This is a genomic window from Streptomyces sp. NPDC053427, assembly GCF_044544985.1.
Lineage (GTDB): Bacteria > Actinomycetota > Actinomycetes > Streptomycetales > Streptomycetaceae > Streptomyces.
Genome location: NZ_JBITYA010000012.1, coordinates 104,284 through 124,650 on the forward strand (window position 1 = coordinate 104,284; position 20,367 = coordinate 124,650).

General features: G+C 72.5%; 15 protein-coding genes and 2 pseudogenes. 12 read left to right on the forward strand and 5 right to left on the reverse strand.

Translation table 11 applies throughout. The annotated features are described in order from the left end of the window. Positions 1 to 88: 88 nt before the first annotated feature. The 4 genes and pseudogenes from ACIGWZ_RS30460 to ACIGWZ_RS30475 all read left to right on the forward strand — a co-directional run bounded on the left by ACIGWZ_RS30460 (position 89) and on the right by ACIGWZ_RS30475 (position 4,619). Entirely contained in the window at positions 89 to 673 is a 585-nt protein-coding gene (locus ACIGWZ_RS30460) for a hypothetical protein (RefSeq protein ID WP_400069937.1), read from the forward strand. Positions 674 to 931: 258 nt separating this feature from the next. Continuing rightward, positions 932 to 1,114, forward strand: coding sequence for a hypothetical protein (locus ACIGWZ_RS30465; RefSeq protein ID WP_400069938.1), 183 nt, complete (start codon positions 932 to 934; stop codon positions 1,112 to 1,114). A 68-nt stretch (positions 1,115 to 1,182) separates the two neighbouring features. After that, on the forward strand, positions 1,183 to 4,263 hold the full coding sequence (locus ACIGWZ_RS30470) for an AAA family ATPase (RefSeq protein WP_400069939.1): 3,081 nt from the start codon (positions 1,183 to 1,185) through the stop codon (positions 4,261 to 4,263). 19 nt (positions 4,264 to 4,282) lie between these two features. Continuing rightward, positions 4,283 to 4,619: pseudogene (locus ACIGWZ_RS30475) on the forward strand (hypothetical protein). A 40-nt stretch (positions 4,620 to 4,659) separates the two neighbouring features. On the opposite strand, the gene ACIGWZ_RS30480 reads toward ACIGWZ_RS30475, so the two are convergent. The 3 genes from ACIGWZ_RS30480 to ACIGWZ_RS30490 form a co-directional block, all read right to left on the reverse strand. Beyond that, positions 4,660 to 4,848, reverse strand: coding sequence for a DUF6191 domain-containing protein (locus ACIGWZ_RS30480; protein WP_400069940.1), 189 nt, complete (start codon positions 4,846 to 4,848; stop codon positions 4,660 to 4,662). Between the two features lie 153 nt (positions 4,849 to 5,001). Then, positions 5,002 to 6,183 carry a PQQ-dependent sugar dehydrogenase gene (locus ACIGWZ_RS30485; RefSeq protein WP_400069941.1) on the reverse strand — a complete coding sequence of 394 codons (1,182 nt, stop codon included), beginning with the start codon at positions 6,181 to 6,183 and terminating at the stop codon, positions 5,002 to 5,004. 86 nt (positions 6,184 to 6,269) lie between these two features. Beyond that, on the reverse strand, positions 6,270 to 7,307 hold the full coding sequence (locus ACIGWZ_RS30490; protein ID WP_400069942.1) for an aldo/keto reductase: 1,038 nt from the start codon (positions 7,305 to 7,307) through the stop codon (positions 6,270 to 6,272). Positions 7,308 to 7,396: 89 nt separating this feature from the next. On the opposite strand from ACIGWZ_RS30490, the gene ACIGWZ_RS30495 reads away from it, so the two are divergent. The 8 genes from ACIGWZ_RS30495 (at position 7,397) to ACIGWZ_RS30530 (ending at position 18,649) form a co-directional block, all read left to right on the forward strand. Next, positions 7,397 to 8,374 (forward strand): 2-hydroxyacid dehydrogenase, encoded by a 978-nt coding sequence (locus ACIGWZ_RS30495; protein WP_400069943.1) that lies wholly within the window; start codon positions 7,397 to 7,399, stop codon positions 8,372 to 8,374. Between the two features lie 290 nt (positions 8,375 to 8,664). Beyond that, on the forward strand, positions 8,665 to 11,613 hold the full coding sequence (locus ACIGWZ_RS30500; RefSeq protein ID WP_400069944.1) for a putative bifunctional diguanylate cyclase/phosphodiesterase: 2,949 nt from the start codon (positions 8,665 to 8,667) through the stop codon (positions 11,611 to 11,613). 208 nt (positions 11,614 to 11,821) lie between these two features. Next, positions 11,822 to 13,693, forward strand: coding sequence for an acetolactate synthase large subunit (locus ACIGWZ_RS30505; protein WP_400069945.1), 1,872 nt, complete (start codon positions 11,822 to 11,824; stop codon positions 13,691 to 13,693). Positions 13,694 to 13,734: 41 nt separating this feature from the next. After that, positions 13,735 to 14,259, forward strand: a complete 525-nt coding sequence (gene ilvN, locus ACIGWZ_RS30510) for an acetolactate synthase small subunit (protein ID WP_400069946.1) — start codon at positions 13,735 to 13,737, stop codon at positions 14,257 to 14,259. Positions 14,260 to 14,363: 104 nt separating this feature from the next. Further along, the gene (gene ilvC / locus ACIGWZ_RS30515; protein ID WP_400069947.1) at positions 14,364 to 15,365 is read left to right on the forward strand and encodes a ketol-acid reductoisomerase; all 1,002 of its coding nucleotides are present in this window, start codon (positions 14,364 to 14,366) and stop codon (positions 15,363 to 15,365) included. A gap of 281 nt (positions 15,366 to 15,646) precedes the next feature. Further along, the gene (gene serA / locus ACIGWZ_RS30520; protein WP_400069948.1) at positions 15,647 to 17,236 is read left to right on the forward strand and encodes a phosphoglycerate dehydrogenase; all 1,590 of its coding nucleotides are present in this window, start codon (positions 15,647 to 15,649) and stop codon (positions 17,234 to 17,236) included. Between the two features lie 294 nt (positions 17,237 to 17,530). After that, positions 17,531 to 17,944, forward strand: a complete 414-nt coding sequence (locus tag ACIGWZ_RS30525; protein WP_400069949.1) for a PRC-barrel domain-containing protein — start codon at positions 17,531 to 17,533, stop codon at positions 17,942 to 17,944. 111 nt (positions 17,945 to 18,055) lie between these two features. Then, the gene (locus ACIGWZ_RS30530) at positions 18,056 to 18,649 is read left to right on the forward strand and encodes a TetR/AcrR family transcriptional regulator (RefSeq protein ID WP_400069950.1); all 594 of its coding nucleotides are present in this window, start codon (positions 18,056 to 18,058) and stop codon (positions 18,647 to 18,649) included. A 28-nt stretch (positions 18,650 to 18,677) separates the two neighbouring features. Here the strand turns inward: ACIGWZ_RS30530 and ACIGWZ_RS30535 are convergent. Together ACIGWZ_RS30535 and ACIGWZ_RS30540 are read right to left on the reverse strand one after the other, a co-directional pair. Next, positions 18,678 to 18,914: pseudogene (locus tag ACIGWZ_RS30535) on the reverse strand (LysE family translocator); the annotation flags it as partial. Positions 18,915 to 18,959: 45 nt separating this feature from the next. Next, a complete protein-coding gene (locus tag ACIGWZ_RS30540) occupies positions 18,960 to 20,318 on the reverse strand; it encodes a PucR family transcriptional regulator (RefSeq protein WP_400069951.1) in 1,359 nt (452 codons plus the stop codon). Positions 20,319 to 20,367: the final 49 nt, after the last annotated feature.

Here is a 20,367-nt window from a genome sequence, read left to right on the forward strand (position 1 = left end):
CCCCGGCCGGGGGTCTGGCGCCGCGTCCCGCCGTCCTCGTGCCGCCGCTCTCATCCGACTCTCAGACGCGGCACCTACCGTCGCGCCCATGGGAACGACGACTACGGACAAGCGCACCGACGACGAGACCGCCGCCGCGGCGGACGCGGCCGAGAAGACCGCCACCGACACCGCCACCGAGAACGCCGGTGACAAGGGCACCGAGCCGGGCGACGCGGCCCCCGCCGAGGCGGCGGACGAGGCCGAGGACGAGGGCACGGCCGGTCAGCCGGACGCCCGGCCCGCCGCCGGTGTCGCCGCCGGCGCCGGTGCCGTGGTGGCCGCGGGGCTCGGCCTCGCCTCCGTCACCGGTACCTGGCTCGGCACCCTGATGGCCGAGCGGCAGACCCTGATGGGCCAGATCAACCTTCAGGCGCGCCGGACCACCGACCAGATCGCCGCCGTCTACGGAACCCCCTGGCACACCACCGCCCTGGTCAACGGCGTCTTCGCGCTGCTCGCCATGATCGTCGCCGCGGTGACGCTGACCCGCGCGCGCACCACCTGGGTACGGGCCGTGGCCTGGGGCGGCCTGGCGCTCGGCGTGCTCGGCCTCTTCATCTCGGCCGGCATGTACCTCGACCTGTTCGCGAGCATGCCCAGCATCCCCAAGGGCGGCGCACCGGGTGCCTGAGTCCGCGCGGCCGAGGGTGCCGGTCTCTCTCCACGTCCCTAAGACCCCTCGGGAAGAACCCGGTGGTTTCTAAGGACCGTACGGCGCACCCCGGCGGTTTCTAAGGACCGTAGGGATCGCCCCACGGGTTTCTAAGGCCCGTACGGGCAGGAAGATCGGGCACTCTCCCGATGTGGTGGACCCCCCTGGGGGACGAAGCTTGAGCACATCGACAAGCAGTCGAGGCCGCAAGGCCACCACCACATCGGGAGAGACACCATGTACAGCTCCGAGCTGGCACTGCGCATCCGTTACGAGGAGCTCCGCCGCGAGGCCGACCAGCAGCGCCTGGTGCGGGAGGCGACCGAGGGGCGGCTCGCCGCGGCCCGTTCCGGACACCACGAACCGGAAGGGCGGGTGAGACGGAGCCGGTGGGCGCGGGTGCGCCGCGCCACCGCCTGACCCCCGTCATGCCGGGCCCGGCAGGTCGGGAGAGGAAACGCACTGCCGGATTGTCGGACCTCTGTGCGATGCTCAGCACCGTGGAGACCAGGTCCGTCAGTCCCGTGTTCGTCGGCCGCACGGCCGAACTCGCCGCCCTGCGCGACGCGCTCGCCCGTATCGCCGCGTCCGGCGCGCCGCAGGCGGTGCTCATCGGCGGCGAGGCCGGGGTCGGCAAGACCCGGCTGATCGAGGAGTTCACCGAATCCGCCCGCGCCCAGGGCGCGCTGGTCGCGCTCGGCGGCTGCATCGAAATCGGCTCCGAGGGCCTGCCGTACGCACCGTTCTCCGCGATCCTGCACACCCTCAACGCCCATCTGCGCGACGAGCTCGCCGCCGCCGTCGCCGGACAGGAGGGGGAACTCGCCCGCATCCTCCCCGAGTTGGGGGAGACCGCGGGCGAGACCCACGATGAGGAGATCGGCCGCGCCCGCCTCTTCGAGCTGACCGCCCGCCTCCTGGAGCGGCTCGCCGCACACCGCAGCCTGGTCATCGTCATCGAGGACCTCCACTGGGCCGACCGCTCCACCCGCGAACTCCTCGCCTACCTCCTGCGCGCCCTGCACGACGCCGACGTCCTCCTGGTCGCGACCTACCGCTCCGACGACATCCACCGCCGCCATCCGCTGCGCCCCTTCCTCGCCGAGATCGACCGGATGCGCACGGTCCGGCGCGTCGAGCTGGCCCGCTTCAACCGCGAAGAGGTCCGCTCCCAGATCGCCGGGATCAACGGCAGCGAGCCCGAAGAGGACACCGTCGACCGGGTCTTCAAGCGTTCCGAGGGCAACGCCTTCTTCGTCGAGGAGCTGGCCCGCAGCCTCGCCGACGGCTGTCTGCACGGCCTCAGCGACCCGCTGCGCGATCTGCTGCTGGTGCGCGTCGAGGCGCTCCCCGAGGACGCCCAGCGGGTGGTGCGGATCGCCTCCGAGGGCGGCTCCACGGTCGAGTACGAACTCCTCGCCGCCGTCTGCGAGATGTCCGAGGACGCCCTCATCGAGGCCCTGCGGTCCGCCGTCGGCAGCAACACCCTGGTGCCCACCCAGGACGGTACGGGCTACCGCTTCCGGCACGCCCTGGTACGCGAGGCCGTCGTCGACGATCTGCTGCCCGGCGAGCGCACCCGCCTCAACCGCCGCTACGCCCAGGCCCTGGAGGCCGATCGCACCCTGGTCCGCGCCGACGCCTGCGCCGCCCGCCTGGCCAGCTACTGGTACAAGGCCCATGACGCCGCCAAGGCGCTGCCCGCCGTCCTGGCCGCCTCCGTCCAGGCCCGTCGCCGCCATGCCTACGCCGAGCAGCTGCGGTTGCTGGACCGCGCCCTGGAGCTGTGGGACGACGCCCCCGTGGAGGTCCGCCAGAACGTGCGTCCGGTCGACTCCGCCGAGGCGTATCCGGGATGCGGCTGCGGCGACGACGCCCTGCGCTTCCTCGACCTGCTCGCCGAGATCACGGTGGCCGCCCGGATGTCCGGCGACGGCGAGCGGGCCTTCACGATCACCAAGCGCGCCCTGCGCTCGCTGCGCGCGGAGAACGACCCCCACCGGGAGGCCTGGTTCCTTCTGCAGCGCTCCCGGCTGGTCCAGCGCACCGGCCGCGGCGACGGCTGGGAGGACCTGGGCAAGGCGCAGGAGCTGATGCGCGGGCTGCCGCCGTCCTCCGTGCACGCCGCGGTGATGGCCGGCGTCGCCGGCTGGCAGATGCTGCACGAACCCGGCCCGGGCACCTTCGCGACGGCCGAACAGGCCGTGGAGCTGGCCCGGTCGGTCGGCGACGAAGAGGCCGAGCTCAACTCCCGGCTGACGCTGGCGAACCTGAGCGTCGACGCGGGCGAGGTCGAGGGCGGCCTCACCGAATTCCGTACCGTCCTCGCTCTGGCCATGGACCGCAGCTACTTCGCCGTCGTCGGCCGCGGCCACATCAACCTCCCCTCCGTGCTGGAGGGCGTCGGCCGCTCCCGTGAGGCGGTCGACGTCGCGACCCGGGGCGTCGAACTGACCGTCCGCTACGGCCTGAAGGAGACCGCCAGCTGGGTGGCGGGCAACCTCGCCGAATCGCTGCACTCGCTGGGCCGCTGGGAGGAGGCGCGCCGGGCCGCCGCCGATGCCGCCCGCCTGTCGCAGAGCGCCCGCTCCATGGTGCTGGCCGTCAGCCGCCGCGTCGACCTCGCCCTGGAGACGGGCGACCTCGCCGCGGCCGAGCGCGAACTGGCCTTCGCCCAGGAGAGCTACGGCAGCCACGACTGCCAGCCCCAGCAGATCATCCCGATGAGCCGCCACGCCCTGCGCATCGCCGCGGCCCAGGGGCGGCTCCTCGAAGCCCGCGACATCCTCCAGCAGGCGCTGGACGCCGGCTTCCCGCCCGGCACCGCGCGCTATGCCTGGCCGCTGCTGTGGTCGGCCACGTCCGCCGAGTCGGACGCCCGGGGGCTGCCCGCCGCCGGGCCCGGCCGGGCCGGGATCCTCGCCCGCATCCGGGACGCCGCCGAGCTGCTGCCCCGGCTGTCCCCGGTCTGGGAGGCCTACAGCCTGGCGGTCGAGGCCGAACTCCGCCGCGCCGAGGGCCGTGAGGCGCCGGACGCCTGGGCGGCGGCGGTCGGTGCCTTCGAGCCGATGGAACGCCCGCACGCGCTGGCCTGGGCCTGCTACCGCTGGGCCGAATCGCTGCTGCACGGCACGGAGCGGGCGACCGCCGGCCTCGACGGCCGCACCCCCCGCGAGGCCGCCGTACTCCTCCTCGCCCGGGCCCACACCGCGGCCGCCGCGATGGGCGCCCGCCCGCTGGCCGACGAGGTCGAACTCCTCGCCCAGCGCGCCCGCATACCCCTCCCCGGCCGGACCGCGCCCGCCGAGCCGTCCCCGGAGCCCGCCGAGCCGGGGGCGCCGGCCGTCCCCGCCGAATCGCTGGGTCTGACGCGCCGCGAGAGCGACGTCCTGCGCCTGGTCGCCGACGGCCGCAGCAACCGCCAGATAGCCGACGCGCTGTTCATCTCGCCCAAGACCGCCAGCGTCCATGTCTCCAACATCCTCGCCAAGCTGGGCGTCTCCGGCCGCGGCGAGGCGGGTGCGGTGGCCCATCGGCTGCGCCTGTTCGGGGAGCCGACGGTCCGGTGACGGGCCCGGTGGCGGCGCCCTGGACGGACGGGCCGCCGGTGCACGTCCGCGCGGCGCGGAACGGGACGCCCCCGGCTTCCGGGCCCTGGCGGCCCAGGTGGAGCACTGGTCCGGCCCGATGGCCGACGATCCGGGTTTCCGTGCCGCGGTGGCGCGGAACATCCGCCGGTCCACGGCGCCGGTCGCCGCGGGGCCCGGGAACCCTTGAGGTGATCACCTTCGGGGCCGATCATCCCGGCGCCGTCGCCAGTGGGGCCCGCGCCTTCCACCGCGCCCTCGGCTTCGGTCCCGCCGAGGCCGCCGAGCCGGGCCCGGAGGGCGGCTCCCGGCAGGTGTTCCGCAGGGCCGTCCGCTGACGCCGGAACGCCACCGCGCGCGGCGGCCGGGGGCCCCGGCTCAGCCCGCGTCCTCCGCGGCGGGCCGCGCCCGCGGTGCCCGGACGACGACGGTCCCGGACGCGAGGTCTATCGGGCCGTCCCAGGGATCGCCGTCCCCCACGTCGTCGACGACGAGCGACATCTTCTCGCGCTCCTCGTCGGTGTGCCGACGGCCGGGTGCGAACAGTTCCTCCACGGCGTTCAGCACGCCAACGTGCCCCCTTCCGGCGTGGCCCGCCCCCGCAGACGGGAGATGCCCCACGCCGAACCCGAGTGTAGGCAAGTCGCGCATAAAAGGGATGGGTTCGGCCGGAAGAGGACGGTTCCAGCCGGAAAGGGGACCGTTCCGACCGGAAAGGGATCAGCTCACCTTCAGGCGGAGGATCCGGTCGTCGCCCTTGGCCGGGTGCCCGCGCCCGTCGGTGTTGCTGGTGACCAGCCACAACGAGCCGTCGCCGGCCGCGACGACGGTCCTCAAGCGCCCGTACGTGCCCTTGAGGAAGGCCTGCGGGGCGCCCACCGGCTTCGTACCGTTCAGCGCGATCCGCCACAGCCGCTCGCCGCGCAGCGAGGCCATCCAGATCGAGCCCTTGGCGTAGGCGATGCCGCTGGGCGAGGCGTCCTTGGTCCGCCACTCCTCGACCGGGTCCGTGAACCCGGGGCCCGCCTTGCCCCCCTTCGCCTTGCCCTCCACCTCCGGCCAGCCGTAGTTCTTTCCCGGCTCGATGAGATTGAGCTCGTCCCAGGTGTCCTGCCCGAACTCCGAGGCCCACAGCCGCTTGTCGTCGTCCCAGGCCAGGCCCTGCACATTGCGGTGGCCCCAGTCGAGGACCACCGAATCGGCGCTCGGGTTGCCGTGCGCCGGCTCGCCGTCCGGCGTCATCCGCAGGATCTTGCCGCCCAGCGACTTCTTGTCCTGCGCGAGCCCCATGTCGCCGGTCTCGCCCGTCCCGGCGTAGAGCATCTTGTCCGGGCCGAACGCGATCCGGCCGCCGTTGTGGATCTGGCCCTTGGGGATGCCCCGCAGGATCGTGTCGGGGGCACCGAGCTGGTCGCCCGGGGGGCGCTTCTCGTCGTAGATCATGCGCGCGATGCGGTTGTCGGACGCGGTGGTGAAGTACGCGTACACCTGGTGGTCCACCCCGAACGACGGGGACACCGCGATCCCCAGCAGCCCGCCCTCGCCGCCCGGGTCCACGCCCGGCACGGAGCCCAGCTCCGTGGTCTTCCCGCCGTCCGCCGACACCCGGACGATCTTCCCGGTGTCCCGGGAGGCCACCAGCAGATCCCCGCCCGGCAGCACCGCGACCCCCCAGGGCGACTTCAGGCCGGTGGTCAGGGTGCCGGCCACCTTGACCGAGCCCTTGGCTGGCGGCGCGGTGCTCGAGGGCGTGGCGCGCGGTGAGGCCGGTGCGCTGGAACTCCTGCCCTTGGGGGTGGCGGACCCGCCCCCGGTGGCGGCCGGCGCGCCGCCGGAAGAACACCCCGCCGCCAGGAGCAGCGAAGCGGCGGCCAACACGGCGGTCTGGGAACGGCGTTGCACGGCGGGAATCCTCTCGTCTGCGGGCGGGACAAGGAGACCACATCGTGGCGGGTGGGGCGGGAGGCGGCACGCCCCTCGGCCCGCGCTCAGTACCAGGACCCCCGGGCGGGCGGCAGACTCGCGATCTCCGCCAGGTCCTCCCTGCTCAGCACCAGTTCCGCCGCCTTGGCGTTCTGGGCCGCCCAGCGTTCCTTCTTGGTGCCCGGTACGGGGACCACATGGCGGCCCTGGGCCAGCACCCAGGCCAGCGCCACCTGGCCGGGCGTCGCGCCGTAACGGGCGCCGACCCGCCGCAGTCCCGCGATCACCGGCTGGTTCGCCGCCATCATCTCGGCGGTGAAGCGGGGGTGGCGGGCCCGTACGTCCTCCGGCTCGAAGCCCTGGCCCGGGGTGAGCGTGCCGGTCAGATAGCCGTTGCCCAGCGGCATCGCCGCCAGGAAGCCGACGCCCCGGGACTCGCACCACGGCAGCAGCGCCTCCAGCGCCTCCGGCGACCACACCGACAGTTCGGCCTGGACGCTGCTGACCGGGAACACCTGCTGGATGCGCTCCAGTTGGCGCAGTGTGCCGTCGTGCATCCGCGACGGCAGGCGGCGCCCGGCGCCCGCCCGGCGGTCGGTACGGGTCGCGCGGGACGGCCGCACCGCCCGCGCGCCCACCGCGCACAGCCCCAGGGACCGCACCTTCCCCGCCGCCACCAGCTCCGCCATCGCGCCCCAGGTCTCCTCGATGGGCACCTCGGGGTCGGCGCGGTGCAGCTGGTAGAGATCGATGCGGTCGGTCCCCAGGCGGCGCAGCGAGGCGTCACAGGCGCGTTTGACATAGCCGGGGCGCCCGTTGGCGACAATGTGCTGCTCGCCGACCAGCAGCCCGCACTTGGTCGAGACGAAGGCGTCCCGGCGCCGCTCCTTGAGCGCCCGTCCGACGAGCAGTTCGTTGGTGAAGGGGCCGTACATGTCGGCGGTGTCCAGCAGGGTGCAGCCCCGGTCGAGCGCCGTGTGCACGGCCCGCAGCGAGCCCTCCCCGCTGCGCTGCGATGCGGTGTACCCCCAGCTCATCGGCATACAGCCCAGTCCGACAGCGCCCACTTCGAGGGCCGCCGCACCGATCGTCCTGCGCTCCACCTGGTCGTGCCTCCGTCCCCTCGCCCCCGATCAAGGGCCTTCACCAAACTAACGTCTGAACCAAACACCTCTTCGCATAGCCTGCGGTCATGGCAACAGCACACCGCCCCAGCCCCGCCCGGGACGTCTGGCTCCCCATCCCGCCCGACGAGATCGACGGCCTGCCCGAGGGGTTCCGCTACCTCCACTGGGACGCCGGCCCCGACTACCCGGCCGACCCCGCCGAGTGCGTCTTCTACGCCGTCCCCTACATGAAGGGCGCGGAGGTCTGCCGGCGGCCGCTGCCGCTGATGGGCCGGGTGCGGGCCGTACAGACGCTGACCGCCGGGATCGAGCACATGCTGCCCGGCCTGCCCTCGATGCCGTCCGGTGCCGAACTGTGCAACGCCCAGGGACTGCACGACACCAGTACGGCCGAGCTCGCGCTCACCCTGACGCTGGCGGCGCTGCGCGGAATTCCCGGATTCGTACGGGGCCAGGACGCGGAGGAATGGCGGGCGGGCTTCCAGCCGGCGCTCGCCGACAAGTCCGTCCTCATTGTGGGGTACGGTTCGATCGGCAGTGCCATCGAAGACCGGCTCACACCTTTTGAGTGCGCGCGGGTCTCGCGCATCGCGCGCACCGCCCGTGAAACCGTGCGCGGTCCCGTGCTTCCACTCTCCGCCTTGTCCGCCCTCTTGCCCGACGCGGACGTCGTCATCCTGGCCACTCCGCTCACCGACGAGACCCGTGGCCTGGTCGGACGCGATTTTCTGGCCCGGATGAAGGACGGCGCACTCCTGGTGAACGTCGCCCGCGGGGCGATCGTCGACACCGGTGCGCTGCTCCCCGAATTGGCGTCCGGACGGCTGCGCGCGGCACTCGATGTGACCGATCCGGAACCCCTGCCCGCGGGACATCCGCTGTGGCACGCTCCCGGCGTGCTCATCACTCCACACGTCGGTGGCCCCAGTTCTGCCTTCCTGCCCCGCGCGAAGCGGCTTCTGCGCGACCAGTTGGCGCTTTTCGCCGCCGGGGAGCCGCTGCGGAACGTGGTGGCCACGGCCGACCGGAACGGTTGCGAGTAGCTCTACGAGGCCGTACGACTGCAAAGGGTTTCCACCGCTCCCCAGCCAGTCACGCTCCGTAGAAGACCTATATCCCTGAGTGACGGACTGGTGTATCGTCCGATCGGGGACGACGCCGGGGTCCGTGCGGCGCCGTGCGAAGGATCCGGAACTCGAGGGGGGCGACGGGCGATGTACGGCCGATGGGCGAATCGCGAGACGCGCGATCCACGAGCGCCCGAGGGAATAGCGCTGGACCTCCAGGTGCGCCGGTCGCGACGTGGTCGCGGGCGGGCGAGCGGGAGAGCACGGTGAGCGCCCCGGGGGCGGTGCTCACCCGGCCGCCGGCACCGGCCGGCGGTCCGCCGAGCGTGGTACCGCAAATCACCCTGGCCGTGGTCTGCGGCGGCTATGCCGTCGGCGCGGCCCTCGGCTGGGGATCGGAGGAAGTCGCCCTGTTCATGGGGGACTTCGGGCTCAGTGTCGCCGCCCTGCTGGCGGCCGTCTCCTGCGGACTGTACGCCCACCGGCACCGCGGCAGCCGCTTCCGGCCGGCCTGGATGCTGTTCGCCGCCTCCTCCGGAATGGCCGGCGTCGGCAACGGCGTATGGGGCTGGTACGAAGTCGTCCTGCGGGCCCCGGTGCCCAGCCCGTCCCTCGCCGACTTCTGCTTCCTGCTGTTCGCGCCGCCGGCCATCGTCGGTCTGCTGGTGCTCGCCAAGCGGCCGGTCACCAGGGCCGGTTGGGTCTGCCTCGGCCTGGACGCCTGGCTGATCGCCGGCTCCCTGCTCACCCTGTCCTGGAGCCTCGCGCTCGCCCACACCACGCACTTCCAGGGCACCAGCGTCGCCCAGGGTGCGCTGTCGCTCGCCTATCCGCTGCTGGACATCGTGCTGGTGAGCATGGTGCTCGCGCTGCACTTCCGGCGCTCCTCGGTGCACCGCTCCGCCGTCAACACCGCCATCGCGGCACTGGCGTTGACGGTGCTGTGCGACGCCCTGTTCAGCTCGCCGCTGCTGCGCGACCACTACCGCTCCGGCCAGATCCTGGACGCCGGCTGGTTCGCCGGTTCGATACTGCTCGCGTACGCGCCATGGGTCGCGCGCCGTACGGCCGGGACCGCCGCCGACGACCCCCGGCGGGCCGGTGACGACTTCCAGCGCGCCGCGCGCCGCGCGCAGCTTCCCGGCAGCCGGCCCATCGCGGGCTCCCTCGCCGCCCTGACCCCGTATCTCGCCGCCGCCGTGTGCACCCTGGGCATCCTCACCAATGTCCTGGACGGACGGCGGATCGACCGTGTGGTGCTCTTCACCGGCTGCACGGTCGTCCTGGCACTGGTCGTCCGCCAGGGCATCATGCTGCTCGACAACATCACCCTCACCCAGGAGCTGGCCCAGAAGGAGAACCACTTCCGCTCCCTGGTGCAGGGCTCCAGCGACGTCATCATGATCGCCGCCCCGACCGGTGTGCTGCGCTATGTGAGCCCCGCCGCGGCGGGCGTGTACGGCCGCGATGCGGAGGAGCTGGTCGGCTCCGAGCTGGCCGCGCTGATCCATCCCGAGGACCTGGGGCGGGTGGTGCACGAGGTGCGCAGGTTCCTCGCCGCCGCCCCCGAGAAGGAACCGACCACCCGTATCGAATGCCGCTTCCGGGCCGGTGCGCAGCGCTCCGGCGGCGACGGCTGGCTGAACGTCGAGTCCACGGTCAACCGCCATCACGGCGGCCTGATCTTCAACTCCCGCGATGTCACCGAACGGGTCCGCCTCCAGGCCCAGCTCCAGCACAACGCCTCGCACGACGCGCTCACCGACCTGCCCAACCGCGCGCTGTTCACCGAACGCGTCAACCAGGCCGTCACGGGCCGCCGCGCCAGCGACCACGACACCGCCGTGCTCTACATCGACCTGGACGGCTTCAAGCAGGTCAACGACACCATCGGCCACCAGGCGGGCGACGAACTGCTGGTGCAGGCCGCCCGCAGGCTCGGCGAATCGGTGCGCTCGGGGGACATAGCGGCACGGCTCGGCGGCGATGAGTTCGCCGCGCTGATCACGGGCGAGGGCACCCGCGACCACGGGGAGCGCGAATTCCGCGTCCATGAGATCGCCGACCGGCTGCGCATGAAGCTCTCCGAGCCGTACCGCATCGACGGCCGCGACGTCCGCGTCGCCGCCAGCATCGGCGTCGCCTTCGCCGACCCGGGCATCACCCCGGCCGCTCTGCTGCGCAATGCCGACATGGCGATGTACCGCGCCAAGCAGGCGGGCAAGGGCCGGGTCGAGATGTACGCCCCGCAGATGCAGGCCGAGGTGGTGCAGCGCGCCGAGCTCGCCACGAAGCTCCGTACGGCGCTGCACGAGGGCGAGTTCGCGCTGCTGCACCAGCCCGTGGTGGAGCTGACCAGCGGCAAAGTCACCGCGATCGCGGCGCACGCCCGCTGGCGCTCCGCCGAGGGCATCCTCTTCACCCCCGCGGAGTTCCTCCGGGTCGGCGACCGCGGCCGGCGCACGGAGGACGGCGAGCGCGCCGCGGAGCTGAGCCGCTGGCAGCTGGGGGCGGCCCTGGAGCAGGCCGCGGCGCGGCACCGCGCGGGCCACACCGTCCCGGTCGCCGTCCGGCTCTCCGCCCGCCGTCTGCTCGGCGGCGAACGTCACGGGACATCCCCCAAGGCCGTCGAGGCGCTGCTCACCCGGCACGGCCTGCCGCCGGGTTCGATCGTCCTGGAATTGGCCGAAAGTGACCCCCGCATCCCCCTGGACGAGCTGGAGCGCCGCCTGGTGGCGCTGCGCCGGCTGGGCGTACGGATCGCGCTGGACGGCTTCGGCAGCGGGTACGCCGCGATGAGCGCGCTGCGCCGGCTGCCCATCGACGTGGTGCGGCTGGACCGCGGACTGGTCGACGGCGTGGTGGAGTCCCCCCGGTTGCACAAGATCACCTCCGGGCTGCTGCGGATCGCCGCCGATCTCGGGATGCAGTCCGTCGCGGACGGCGTCGATCTGCCCGAGCAGGTCCTGGCGTTGCGCTCCATGGGCTGCACCCACGGCATGGGCCTGGCCTTCGCCGGGCCGATGGACGAACCCCGGCTGCGGAGCGCCCTGGGCCGCGGGAGTTACCCGGTGCCCGACCCCGCGGGAGAGGGCCGCGCGGTGGTGCTCAGCGGCAGCGGAGTGCCCGCCCGGCGGGGCGCTCCGACGGGTCCGGATTCGCTCGGACATCCGCCATTGCGCTCAAATAGTGAGACCTCCGTCCCACCCACTTGACACTCGGTGCACGGCGGGGGGAGGGTCAGTGCCATGCGCACCCGAATTCTCGTACTTGGAAAGCGCGTCGGCTGAAGCCAGGGCCTGATGATGCCCAGCGAACCGCTCCGACGCGCTCCCCTCGCTTGCCACTAGGCACGGGGGGTTTTTTGTTGCACAGCGACCTCACAAATCCCGTCAAAACCCTCAGCTTCGAGAAGAGACGCAGATGACCGAGCAGGCCTCCGGGGCCCACCATCCGCAGCCGCGGGCCCGTAACGCCGGCGGACCGCAGAAGCCCGCCACCGTCGAGCACGTCACGGGTGCGCAGTCCCTCATCCGTTCGCTCGAGGAGGTCGGGGCCGACACCGTGTTCGGCATTCCCGGCGGTGCGATCCTGCCGGCGTACGACCCGATGATGGACTCCTCGAAGGTCCGCCACGTCCTGGTGCGCCACGAGCAGGGCGCCGGACACGCTGCCACGGGATACGCCCAGGCCACCGGCAAGGTCGGCGTGTGCATGGCGACTTCGGGTCCGGGTGCCACCAACCTCGTCACCCCGATCGCCGACGCCCATATGGACTCCGTCCCGCTGGTCGCGATCACCGGTCAGGTCGCGTCCAAGGCGATCGGCACGGACGCCTTCCAGGAGGCGGACATCTGCGGCATCACGATGCCGATCACCAAGCACAACTTCCTGGTCACCGACCCGGCCGAGATCCCCCGGACGATCGCCGAGGCGTTCCACATCGCCTCCACCGGCCGCCCCGGCCCGGTCCTCGTCGACATCGCCAAGGACGCCCTCCAGGCCCGGACCACGTTCGTCTGGCCGCCGCACACCGAGCTGCCCGGCTACCGCCCGGTGACCAAGCCGCACGCCAAGCAGATCCGCGAGGCCGCCCGGCTGATCGTCGAGTCCAAGCGCCCGGTGCTCTACGTCGGCGGCGGCGTGCTCAAGGCCGGCGCCACCGCCGAGCTCAAGGTCCTCGCCGAGCTGACCGGCGCGCCCGTCACCACCACCCTGATGGCGCTGGGCGCCTTCCCCGACAGCCACCCCCAGCACGTCGGCATGCCCGGCATGCACGGCGCGGTCACGGCCGTCACCGCGCTGCAGAAGTCGGACCTGCTGATCACGCTCGGCGCCCGCTTCGACGACCGCGTCACCGGCAAGCTCGACTCCTTCGCCCCGTACGCCAAGATCGTGCACGCCGACATCGACCCGGCGGAGATCGGCAAGAACCGCGCCGCGGACGTGCCGATCGTCGGCGACGCCCGCGAGGTCATCGCCGATCTGATCGTCGCCGTCCAGGCCGAGCACGAGGCCGGCCACAAGGGCGACTACAGCGCCTGGTGGAAGGACCTCAACCGCTGGCGCGACACCTACCCGCTGGGCTACGACCAGCCGGAGGACGGCAGCCTCTCCCCGCAGCAGGTCATCCAGCGGATCGGCGAGCTCGCTCCCGCCGACACCATCTACGCCGCGGGCGTCGGCCAGCACCAGATGTGGGCCGCCCACTTCATCAACTACGAGCAGCCCGCCACGTGGCTGAACTCCGGCGGCGCCGGGACCATGGGCTACGCCGTGCCCGCCGCGATGGGTGCCAAGGCCGGCCAGCCGGGCCGTACGGTCTGGGCGATCGACGGTGACGGCTGCTTCCAGATGACCAACCAGGAGCTGGTCACCTGCGCGCTGAACAACATCCCGATCAAGGTCGCGATCATCAACAACGGCGCGCTGGGCATGGTCCGCCAGTGGCAGACCCTGTTCTACAACCAGCGTTACTCCAACACCGTGCTGCACAGCGGCCCCGAGTCCGACGGCGTTGCGGCCGAGGGCAAGGCCAGCGGCGGCACCCGCGTCCCGGACTTCGTGAAGCTGTCCGAGGCGATGGGCTGTGTCGCGATGCGCTGCGAGGACCCGGCCGAGCTGGACGCCGTCATCGCCAAGGCCAACGCCATCAACGACCGCCCGGTCGTCGTGGACTTCATCGTCCACGAGGACGCGCAGGTGTGGCCGATGGTCGCCGCCGGCACCTCCAACGACGAGGTCATGGCCGCCCGGGGCGTGCGTCCCGACTTCGGCGACAACGAAGACGACTGAACCCAGGACGTCACGGACGCACGGAAGAAGAGAGAAGACGAATGTCCAAGCACACGCTCTCCGTCCTGGTGGAGAACACCCCCGGCATCCTGGCCCGGATCGCCGCGCTGTTCTCCCGCCGCGGCTTCAACATCGACTCCCTCGCGGTCGGTGTCACCGAGCACCCCGACATCTCCCGCATCACCATCGTGGTCAGCGTCGAATCGCTGCCGCTGGAGCAGGTCACCAAGCAGCTCAACAAGCTCGTCAACGTCCTGAAGATCGTCGAGCTGGAGCCGGGCACGGCGGTCCAGCGCGAGCTGGTCCTGGTCAAGGTCCGCGCGGACAACGAGACCCGCTCGCAGATCACCGAGATCGTCCAGCTCTTCCGCGCCAAGACCGTGGACGTCTCCCCGGAGGCCGTCACGATCGAGGCCACCGGATCCAGCGACAAGCTGGAGGCGATGCTCAAGATGCTGGAGCCGTTCGGCATCAAGGAGCTGGTGCAGTCCGGCACGATCGCCATAGGGCGTGGCGCCCGGTCCATCACGGACCGCTCGCTGCGCGCCCTGGACCGTACGGCCTGACCTGCCCGCGGTTCACCCGGACCGCATGGCGAGACCCCCCAACCTTCCGCACCCCGCCCGACATACTGTGTGGGCAACCAGCTACATCCAAGGAGATACCCCAAGTGGCCGAGCTGTTCTACGACGACGATGCCGACCTGTCCATCATCCAGAACCGCAAGGTCGCGGTCATCGGCTACGGAAGCCAGGGCCACGCGCACGCGCTGTCCCTGCGTGACTCCGGCGTCGACGTGCGGGTCGGTCTGCACGAGGGCTCCAAGTCCAAGGCCAAGGCCGAGGAGCAGGGCCTGCGCGTGGTGACGCCCGCCGAGGCGGCCGCCGAGGCCGACGTCATCATGATCCTGGTGCCGGACCCGATCCAGGCCAAGGTCTACGAGGAGTCCATCAAGGACAACCTCAACGACGGCGACGCACTGTTCTTCGGGCACGGCCTGAACATCCGCTACGGCTTCATCAAGCCCCCGGCCGGCGTCGATGTCGCCCTGGTGGCCCCCAAGGGCCCCGGCCACCTCGTGCGCCGCCAGTACGAGGAAGGCCGCGGCGTGCCGTGCATCGCCGGCGTCGAGCAGGACGCGTCCGGCAACGCCTTCGCGCTGGCCCTCTCGTACGCCAAGGGCATCGGCGGCACCCGTGCCGGCGTCATCAAGACCACCTTCACCGAGGAGACCGAGACCGACCTGTTCGGTGAGCAGGCAGTCCTGTGCGGTGGCGCCTCGGCGCTGGTCAAGGCAGGCTTCGAGACGCTGGTCGAGGCGGGCTACCAGCCCGAGATCGCGTACTTCGAGTGCCTCCACGAGCTCAAGCTGATCGTGGACCTGATGTACGAGGGCGGCCTGGAGAAGATGCGCTGGTCGGTCTCCGAGACCGCCGAGTGGGGCGACTACGTCACCGGCCCCCGCATCATCACCGACGCCACCAAGGCCGAGATGAAGAAGGTCCTGGCCGAGATCCAGGACGGCACCTTCGCCAACACCTGGATCGCGGAGTACAACGCCGGTCTGCCGAAGTACAACGAGTACAAGAAGGCCGACGAGGACCACCTCCTGGAGACCACCGGCAAGAAGCTGCGCAAGCTGATGAGCTGGGTCGACGACAACGAGGCGTAAGCCCATCGGACAGGGGGTCGCGGCGCAGGCCGCGGCCCCCTCGTCCGTACCGGTGCGGCCCGCACGTCCAGGCGGCGGCGCCGCATTGTCCACCGCGTAGAACCCCGCACGGGTGATCCTTCCGCTTCGGCGCAGGCCGCGTCCCCCCGCGCCACTACACTCAAACCCAACAAGCGCGTCAGGCTCACAACGTCGTGCGTCTTCCACGCGGCTTTCCCCCTTCACCGCCTTCGGCCGTCGGGACGGCCGTCCGCGAAGGACTAGTGAGGACTGAAGACCACGTGAGCTCGAAACCCGTCGTACTCATCGCCGAAGAGCTGTCGCCCGCCACCGTCGACGCCCTCGGGCCCGACTTCGAGATCCGGCACTGCAACGGCGCGGACCGCGCCGAGCTGCTGCCCGCGATCGCCGATGTCGACGCCGTCCTCGTGCGCAGCGCGACGAAGGTCGACGCCGAGGCCATCGCCGCCGCCAAGAAGCTGAAGGTCGTCGCCCGCGCGGGCGTGGGCCTGGACAACGTCGATGTCTCCGCCGCCACCAAGGCCGGCGTGATGGTCGTCAACGCCCCGACCTCCAACATCGTCACCGCCGCCGAGCTGGCCTGCGGTCTGCTGGTCGCCACCGCGCGCAACATCCCGCAGGCCAACACCGCTCTGAAGAACGGCGAGTGGAAGCGCAGCAAGTACACGGGCGTCGAGCTCAGCGAGAAGACCCTCGGCGTGGTCGGCCTCGGCCGGATCGGCGTCCTGGTCGCCCAGCGGATGTCGGCCTTCGGCATGAAGGTCGTCGCCTACGACCCCTACGTCCAGCCGGCCCGCGCCGCGCAGATGGGCGTCAAGCTCCTCACCCTCGACGAGCTGCTCGAGGTCGCGGACTTCATCACCGTCCACCTCCCCAAGACCCCCGAGACGGTCGGCCTCATCGGCGACGACGCGCTGCACAAGGTCAAGCCGTCGGTCCGGATCGTCAACGCCGCGCGTGGCGGGATCGTCGACGAGGCGGCGCTGGCCACCGCGCTCAAGGAGGGCCGGGTCGCCGGCGCCGGCCTGGACGTCTACGCCACCGAGCCCTGCACCGACTCGCCGCTCTTCGAGTTCGACCAGGTCGTCGCCACCCCGCACCTGGGTGCCTCGACGGGCGAGGCGCAGGAGAAGGCCGGTATCTCGGTCGCCAAGTCGGTGCGCCTGGCGCTCGCCGGCGAGCTGGTGCCGGACGCGGTCAACGTCCAGGGCGGCGTGATCGCCGAGGACGTCAAGCCGGGGCTGCCGCTGGCCGAGCGCCTGGGCCGGATCTTCACCGCGCTGGCCGGCGAGGTCGCCATGCGGCTCGACGTCGAGGTGTACGGCGAGATCACCCAGCACGACGTGAAGGTGCTCGAACTCTCCGCGCTCAAGGGCGTGTTCGAGGACGTGGTGGACGAGACGGTCTCGTACGTCAACGCCCCGCTGTTCGCGCAGGAGCGCGGCGTCGAGGTGCGGCTGACGACCAGCAGCGAGTCGCCCGAGCACCGCAACGTGGTGACGGTGCGCGGCACGCTCGCGGGCGGCGACGAGGTGTCGATCTCCGGCACGCTCGCCGGCAACAAGAACATCCAGAAGATCGTCGCCGTCGGGGAGCACTCCGTCGACCTGGCGCTCGCCGACCACATGGCGTTCCTGCGCTACAGCGACCGCCCCGGCGTCGTCGGCACCGTCGGCAAGATCCTGGGCGAGGCGGGCATCAACATTGGCAACATGCAGGTCTCGCGGGAGACCGTCGGCGGCGAGGCGCTGGTCGCGCTGACCGTCGACGACACGATTCCGGCCACCGTGCTCAGCGAGATCGCGGAGGAGATCGGCGCGACCTCCGTGCGCGCGGTCAACCTCGGCTGATCCTCGGTTTCGCAGGTCATCGGGCCCGGCCCCGCGCTTCGGCGGGGGCCGGGCCCGGTCGCGTGAAAGGGGCAGGGCCGGGGGAGCGGCGTGCCGCCCGGACGCCTCCGCCATTCACCCGAACGGCGTAGCGAGGGGCTGCCCGGCGCCGACGGTGCGCGGGGCGTCAGCACCGTCCCGGCGCCTCCGGGCCCGGCGCTTCCCGGTCCTCCCGAGTCGCTGCGGGGGTCTTCGCGGCGCGCAATGGGAACTGCGCGTGCCCATGGCGGCGCGTGCGGAAGGAGAGGGAGCGCCATGAATGCACCGCCGGATGACACCCCGCAGGATCTGACCGGCCTGACCGTGGTCGATACGGAGGGCTCCAAGGTGGGCACCGTCCAGCAGGTCTACCGGGACGACGCGACCGACGTCCCCGAGTGGATCACCGTGCGCACCGGGCTGTTCGGCATGAGGGAGATCTTCGTGCCGCTTGCCGGGGCGCGGCGGGCGGGCGGCGAACTGCACGTTCCCTACGCCAAGGAAGCGATCAAGAAGGCGCCGCGGATCGAGACCGACGGGCACCTCGACCCTTCCGAGGAGGCGGAGCTCTACCGCCACTACGGGTCGACCCGGCCGGGCGATCCCCCTCCCGCGCCCCACTCGGACGCCGCCGGGTCCGGGGACGACCCCGCGCGGCACCCCGGCGCGGAGCCCACCGACCGGCCCTGAGCAGGAGCCGGAGCGCGGGCCGCGCCGCGCGGCCGGGAGCGGCCAGCCGCCATACGTACGTATAAGACACTCGTCTGGTACGGGTGTATGGCGCGGCGGTAGGCTGCCCGCATGGGACACCGTGAAGATCTTCTGGAGGGCGCCAAGCGGTGCCTGCTGGAGAAGGGGTACGCGCGCACCACCGCACGCGACATCGTGGCCGCCTCCGGCGCCAACCTCGCCTCCATCGGCTACCACTACGGCTCCAAGGACGCCTTGATGCGCCAGGCCGTCATCGCCTCCAGCGAGGAGTGGGGCACGGGGGTGGGGGAGACGCCCGGCGACGTCGACCGGACGGCGCCGCCGCTGGACCGGTTCGCCACCGTCTGGGACAAGGTCCTTCAACGCATCGGTACGGAACCGGAGTTCATCGCCTCGCAGGTCGAGGTGCTGGGGCTGCTGCCGCGGGACGCCGGGCTGCGCGAGGCGATCGGCGAGGTGCTGCCGGAGGGCGGCGAGGGGCTCGTCGCGCTCTTCGAAGGGGTGCCGGACACCGAGGTCGACGCGGAGACGGCCCGGGTGGTCGGCTCCTTCTACCAGGCGTTGCTCACCGGCCTCATGGTGCAGTCGCTGGTCCGGCCGGAGGCGATGCCCTCCGGCCGCGATCTGGCGGAAGCGCTGCGCCGGGTGACGGCAGGCGAGGTGCTGGGGCCGGGCGAGGGGTAGGAAGCTCCGCCGGACGGCGGCGTCGTCGGTCCTTGCGGCCGGTCGCGGCGACGGTGGCGCCGAGGCCGCTCATCGCGAGCCCGCCGACGCCGCCGACCGGGGAGAGCCGCCGGGGCGAACGGGCGAACCGGTCCCGTGCGGTGGCCGCGGCCCGTCCCCACACGGTGTCGGAGGCCACCGCGATGACGTTGAAGACCGGCCCGAGCGACAGCATCTGCGCCGCGAAGTGCCCTCGGCCGTGGTCGACGAACCGCGGCAGCACGGCATGCCCCTCAGGCCCTTTCCGGAGCTCGGGGAGCCCGTCGGGGACTCACAGCCGCGCCGCCTTGAGGGCCATGTGCAGCAGCAGCCGGTCCTCGCCCGCGTCCAGGTCGAGGCCGGTCAGCTTCTTCACCCGGCCCAGGCGGTAGTAGAGCGTCTGGCGGTGGATGCCCAGGACCTGCGCGGTGCGGCCGGCCTGGCCCGCGCAGTCCAGGAACGCCTCGGCGGTGCGGGCGAGTTCGGCGTGCGCCGGAGCCAGCAGCGCGTCGACGGACGGGTCCGGGCCGACCGTGGGCAGCGCGGTCAGCAGGCGGTATGCGCCGATGGTGTCCCACTGGGTGACCGGGCCCAGCCGCGGCTCGGCGCGGGCCGCGCGGGCCGCGTCCAGAGCCTGCTGCCAAGTGGCCGGGAGGTCGGCCAACTCCCCTGTCCCGGTGCCGATTCCGGCGGCGCGCGGCCGGGGCGCGGCGCTGCGGCCCCCGGTGGCTCGGGCGGCTCCGGTGCCCCCGGCGGCGGGTGCGGCGCCCGCGCGCGGCGAGCGCAGCAGCTGCTCGGCCACCGTTCGGGCCGGGGCGAGCGAGCCGGGCGAGCGCAGGCGCACCAGGGCGGCCAGGGCGGGGGCGGGGGACGCGGGGTGCGGACGGCCGGTGCCGCTGTTCTTGTCGGCGGGGCCGGGAGCCTGGCCGTCCGTGGCCTTGCCCGTCCCCGGGCTCTCGGGGGCGGCCGGCAGGCCGGTGCCCGCGGGCAGCGCACAGGACGCGAGCAGCCCCGGCAGGCTGGGCATCGGCGCCTCCTCGCCGTCCGTGGTGTCCCAGGGCAGCACCGCCACCAGGGTGAGCGGCGATCCCGGCGGGAAGCGCAGGGTGTCCCGCAGTGCCTCGCGCAGCGCGGCCTCGGCGGCTGCCCGCGACCCCGGCCCGGAGGTCAGCAACTCCCGTAGCAGATCGGCCAGTTCGGATCCGGCGCGGGCCTCGTCCGCCAGCAGGGCGCCGATCCGGGCGGCGGTCTCCATCGCCTGCGCGATCCGCGGGTCCGGGGGCGCGCCGCGGGCGCCCAGTTCCAGGTCGGTCAGATGTCCGTCGTCCAGCAGCCAGACATAGCCGTGCACGATGCCGCGATGGCGTACGGGCAGACAGATCCGGCCGCGGAAGACCCCGGCGGCCGGGTCCGGAGGAATGCGCAGCGCCGTGGTGGCCCGGGCGATGCCGAACGCCTCGAACCAGGCCCGTACCGCCGCCGACGACCGGCGCTGGAGGATCGACCGGGTCCGCACCGGGTCCATGACCTCGTCGTCGTCCCCCTCGTGGGCCCCGAACGCGATCAGCCCGAAATCCCGGTCCTCCAGCGTCGCCGGTGCGCCGAGCGCCGCCGAGATCTCGTCCACGAGCTGCTGGTAATCGCCCCGCATCCGCCGCCAGGCCCCTTTCCCGTCCGTGCCGAAGCCGTCCTGCCCCGTG